The following is a 4,561-nucleotide window of genomic DNA, read 5'->3' on the forward strand; positions in this document are numbered from 1 at the left end:
GGCCGCGGCCGCGCCCTGCGCCCAGCCCGCCGCGTACCCGGCGGCGTACCCCGCCGCCCGGCCCGCGTCGGGGGCGGCGGGGCCGGGGGTCAACCAGGGGGCCGGTCGGGTGACCGCGTCTGGCCCGGACGGGTGGTGCGCGCGCGGCGCCGGCACGAGGACCTCAGGAGACGTACTCATCAGCACCTTCTCGGCGCAGGACGATCTCGCCTGAAGCCTCGAGGCCGCGGATGACGGCGACGACCGAGCCGCGGGCCTCCTCGACGTCGGAGAGCCGGACGGCGCCGAGCAGGTCGATCTCCTCGAGGAGGTTCTCGCGGGCCCGCTCGGAGACGTTGGACAGGACCTTGTCGCGCGTCGCGTCCGCCGTGCCCTTGAGGGCGAGGGCGAGCACGGCCGTCTCGACCTGGCGGGCCAGCAGCTGGACCGCCTTGTCCTCGAGGCCGGTGATGTCGTCGAAGACGAACATCCGCTGGCGCACCTGCTCGGCGAGCTCGGCGTCGACGGTGTCGAGGCCCTCGAGGACGAGCTTCTCGGTGGCCGGGTCGGCCCGGGCGAGGACGTCGACGAGCGGCTGGAGGCCGCCGACGGGCGCCGTGGAGGCGGCCGCCGGGATGATCGTCGAGCTGCGGCGGGACAGGTCCTCGGCGACGAGCTGCACGAGGTCGGGGTCGGGGCGGTCCATGACCGCGATGCGGTGCGCGACCTCGGTCTGGATCTCGCCCGGCAGGCCGGCGAGGACGGTGGCCGCCTGGACCGGCTGCAGGTGCGCCAGCACGAGGGCCGTCGTCTGCGGGTGCTCGCCGGTGAGGAAGCTGAGGATCTGGCGGGGGTCCATCTCGAGGAGGAACTCGAAGACCTTGCCGGGAGTCGCGATGGCGACGCGCTCCATGACGTCGTCGGCGCGGGTGCTGCCGAGCGTCGCCTCGAGGAAGGAGCGGGCGACGGCGACGCCGCCGCGGGTCACCTGGAAGCCGCCCGTCTGCGCCATCTCGCGGAACTCGGTGATGACGTCGTCGGCGACCTGCGGGTCGAGGGCGCCCAGCTGGGCGATCTCGGCGGCGAGCTCCTCGACCTCCACCGGGCCCATCCGCGACAGGACGCGGGCGGCGTGCTCGCGGCCGAGCTGGACGAGGACGACGGCGGCCTTCTGGCTGCTCGTCAGCGTCCCGGGCTCCCCCCGGACGGCGAGGGCGCTCACCGCTTGTCCGCCGTCAGCCAGCCGCGGAGGAGCTCGGCCACGTCGTCGGGCGAGCTCTCCGCCAGCTCGACGACCTGCTCGCGGGCGACCGCGGCCGGCGGCTTGGCCACCTGCTCGAGGGCCGGGCGCGGCGCCGGGACGGCGGCGACCGCCTCGGTGGGCGGCGGCGCCGGCGCGGGCACCGGCTCCATCGGGCCGAGGTCGAGCGGCTCCTCCTCGCCCCGCTTCTTGCGCCGGCGCAGGGCCGCGATGGCGGCGACGACGAGGAGGAGCAGGACGACGGCGAGCACCGCGACCGTCTGGATGAGCGCCGTCCGGGCGTCCGCGGCCTCCGCCGCGTCGGCCGCGGCCGCCGCCTCCGCCGCGGCGTCCGCGCCGGCGGTGTCGAAGGGCATCTGGGAGACGCTGAGGACGTCGCCCCGGGCAGCGTCGATGCCGGCCGCGGCGCTCACGGCCGCCTCCAGCTGCTGCAGGTCGATGGTGCGCGACGCCTCGGTGTCGACGACGACCGACACCGACTGTCGGCGGACCCCGCCCGGGGCGGCCTGCGTCTGCGTCGTCGTCTTGTTGACGCCGTTCGTCCGGTCGGTGCTCGAGTTGGTGTACCCGCCGGCGTCCGCGCCGTCGACGCCCTGGGTCTGCTGCGTCGGCACCGCGATGTTGTCGGGCCCGAAGATCCCCGTGCCGCCGAGCTGGCCGCCGACGAGCGCGCCGCTCGCCCCGGTGTACTCCTCCTCGGAGCCGCTCTCGGCCAGCGCGAGGGGGCCGCCCTCGGGGTTGGTGAAGACCTCCTCGGTGCTGCGGACGTCGTCGAAGTCGAGGTCCGCCGTCACGGTCGCGACGGCCTTGCCCGGGCCGACGACCCGGTCGAGCACCTGCTGCAGGTCGCCCTGCACGCGGCTCTCGTAGTCGGTGGTCTGCTGGTCGCGCATGCCGCCCGCCGCGCCGCCGGCGCCGGCCGCGGACAGGAGCGTCCCGGCGGCGTCGACGATCGTCACGTCCTCGGGCTTCATGCCCTCCACGCTGGAGGAGACGAGGTTGAGGACCGACTGCACCTGGCCGCCCGTGAGCTCCTGCCCGGGCCGCGTGGTGACGAGGACGGACGCCGTGGGGGTGCCCGCCGTGTCGGCGAAGACGTCGTCCTCGGGGATGGCCAGCTGCACGCGGGCGCTCTCGACGCTCGCGATCGAGCCGATCGTCGTGGCGAGCTCGCCCTCGAGGGCGCGCTGCCACGTCGTGCGCTGCTGGAACTGCGAGGCGGTGACGCCCTGCTCGTCGAGGAGCGCGTAGCCCGTGCCGGCGTCGCCGGGCAGGCCCGCGGCCGACATGTCGAGGCGCAGGTCGTAGACCCGGTCCCGCGGCACGAGGACCGTGGAGCCGCCGTCGGCGAGCTCGTACGGCGTCCCCGTGCTGTCGAGCTGCTCGGTGATGGCGCCGGCGTCGGCCATCGCCAGGTTGGAGAACAGCGGCGTCATCGTCGGGGCGCTGGCCCAGCGCCAGAAGAGCACCCCGCCCGCGACGAGCGCGACGACGGCGACGACGGCGACGACCTTCTGCGCGGCGGTGGACGAGCCGAAGCTCGCCCCCAGCTTCTTGAGGGGCTCCAGGGCCCCCGCGGCGGCACCCATCAGGCCTGCAACCTCATGATCTCGGAGAAGGCCTCGACGGCCTTGTTGCGGACGGCGACCGTGAGCTCGGTGGCGAGCTTGGCCTGGTTGGCGGCGATGACGTAGTCGTGGACGTCGGTGAGGTCACCCGTCGCGGCCTGCACGGCCTTGACGTCGGCGGTGGCCTCCATCGACTGCACGGTCTGCAGGCCCTGGGCCATGGCGGCGCCGAAGGCGCGCGTGACGTCGGCGCTGCTCGACGGCTGCTCCACGAGCCCGGCCGGGGCGACGGAGCCCGTCGGCAGCGACGGCAGGCTCGGCGCGACGCCGCGGACGCCGACGGAGCCGATCGCCTCGACCCCCATGACGCTCACGCGCCGCCGCCGATCCGGAGGGCGGCCATGTAGGACTCACGGGCGCGGTCGACGACGGCGAGGTTCGCCTGGTAGCCGCGCTGGGCCATGATCATCTGCGACATCTGGCTGCTGAGGTCGACGTCGGGGTAGCGCACGTAGCCCTCCGCGTCGGCGTAGGGGTGGTTCGGCTCGTACACGAGGCGGCCCTCCGGCGAGGAGCCGGCGGCGATGCCCGCCACCCGGACGCCCCCGGTGCCGGTGCCGTAGTCGACGGCCTCCGCGAGCACGCGCTTCTCCTGGTAGGCCGCCTCCGTCGTCGGACGGGCCGTGTTGACGTTGGCGATGTTGTCGCTGATGGCGTCGAGCCACTTGCGGTGCACGGTGGCGCCGGTGCCCGCGATGCCGATGGCCTGGAAGATGGTCACGGGAGCCTCACTGGGTCCGCATCGAGGTGCGCAGCAGCGACATCCGGTCCGTCACGGCCTGCGTGACGAGCTGGTAGCGCAGCACCGTGTCGGTGTTGGAGATGGTCTCGGTGTCGAGGTTGACGTTGTTGCCGTCCTCGCGCGTCGGCTCGAGGGAGCGCGCGGTGGTGTGGCCGGTGGAGGCCACGCGGCGGGTCTCGCCCGACCGCACGGCGTCGCGCAGCGAGTCCTCGAACTGCACCCGGCCGGCGAGGAAGCTGGGGGTGTCGATGTTGGCCACGTTGTCGGCGATGGCCCGCTGGCGGGCCGACAACCCGTCCATGGCGACCCTGAGCGCCACGCTCGTCACGTCTGCGAACACCGGCGTGCCCTGCCTTCGGCTCGTCCTCCCGGCGCGGCCGGGAGGTGGTGCGGCGGCCAGTCCGTGGCCGGGGGGTGAGCCGCTCCTTGGCTCACAGGTGGCTTCGGCCGCACGGGTGGTTCCCTTGAGCGCAGGGCCGGGCGGGTGATCACCCGATGCGCCAGGAGGGTGACGCCCCGGCGCGCCTCCCCCGCCGGCGGCGTCGGGTGCGCTGCGACGCAGCGCCTCCCGGGGCCGTCGCCCTCGCCCCGCGAGGGCGATGTGTGGCCATGTCGCCCCCAAGGCGCCCGTCCCGAGGGCGACATGGCCACACATGGCCCTGGGGGCTCGGCGGGTGACGACGGCGCGGGGTCGGGAGGGGCGAAGACGCGACGGCGCCCCGCGGCTCGTCGTCGAGCGCGGGGCGGTGGCGCCGGCCGGGGAGGCCGGCCGAGCGGTGAGGTCGGAGCTGCGGTGGGCGAGGAGCTAGAGGGCGACGTCGAGGTAGAGCGCCTGCTCGCCGTCGCGGCGGGTCTCGCGGGCGTCGGCGAGGGCGTCGACGGCGCGGGCCTGGCGCCGGTTGAGGACGATGGCGCGGCCCAGGGCCTCGGCGGTGCGCGCCTGGCGCTCGG

General features: G+C 75.2%; 5 protein-coding genes. All 5 read right to left on the reverse strand.

All coding sequences use genetic code 11. The features are described 5' to 3' along the window. Window positions 1-163: 163 nt before the first annotated feature. From fliG to flgB, 5 genes are read right to left on the reverse strand one after another with little or no spacing between them, the layout of a single operon-like run. Window positions 164-1,201, reverse strand: coding sequence for a flagellar motor switch protein FliG (fliG, locus tag HLB09_RS13285; protein WP_298802631.1), 1,038 nt, complete (start codon window positions 1,199-1,201; stop codon window positions 164-166). Further along, a complete protein-coding gene (gene fliF / locus HLB09_RS13290; protein WP_171203825.1) occupies window positions 1,198-2,829 on the reverse strand; it encodes a flagellar basal-body MS-ring/collar protein FliF in 1,632 nt (543 codons plus the stop codon). Before fliF ends, fliG begins: the two co-directional genes overlap by 4 nt. Continuing rightward, window positions 2,829-3,182, reverse strand: a complete 354-nt coding sequence (locus tag HLB09_RS13295; RefSeq protein WP_212771051.1) for a flagellar hook-basal body complex protein FliE — start codon at window positions 3,180-3,182, stop codon at window positions 2,829-2,831. The genes fliF and HLB09_RS13295 overlap by 1 nt, the downstream gene beginning before the upstream one ends. Then, on the reverse strand, window positions 3,179-3,589 hold the full coding sequence (locus HLB09_RS19445) for a flagellar basal body rod protein FlgC (RefSeq protein WP_171203826.1): 411 nt from the start codon (window positions 3,587-3,589) through the stop codon (window positions 3,179-3,181). The genes HLB09_RS13295 and HLB09_RS19445 overlap by 4 nt, the downstream gene beginning before the upstream one ends. 7 nt (window positions 3,590-3,596) lie before the next feature. Then, window positions 3,597-3,950 (reverse strand): flagellar basal body rod protein FlgB, encoded by a 354-nt coding sequence (flgB, locus tag HLB09_RS20075; protein ID WP_339569795.1) that lies wholly within the window; start codon window positions 3,948-3,950, stop codon window positions 3,597-3,599. Window positions 3,951-4,561 lie beyond the last annotated feature (611 nt).

It is taken from the genome of Pseudokineococcus marinus (assembly GCF_013004605.1).
Lineage (GTDB): Bacteria > Actinomycetota > Actinomycetes > Actinomycetales > Quadrisphaeraceae > Pseudokineococcus > Pseudokineococcus marinus.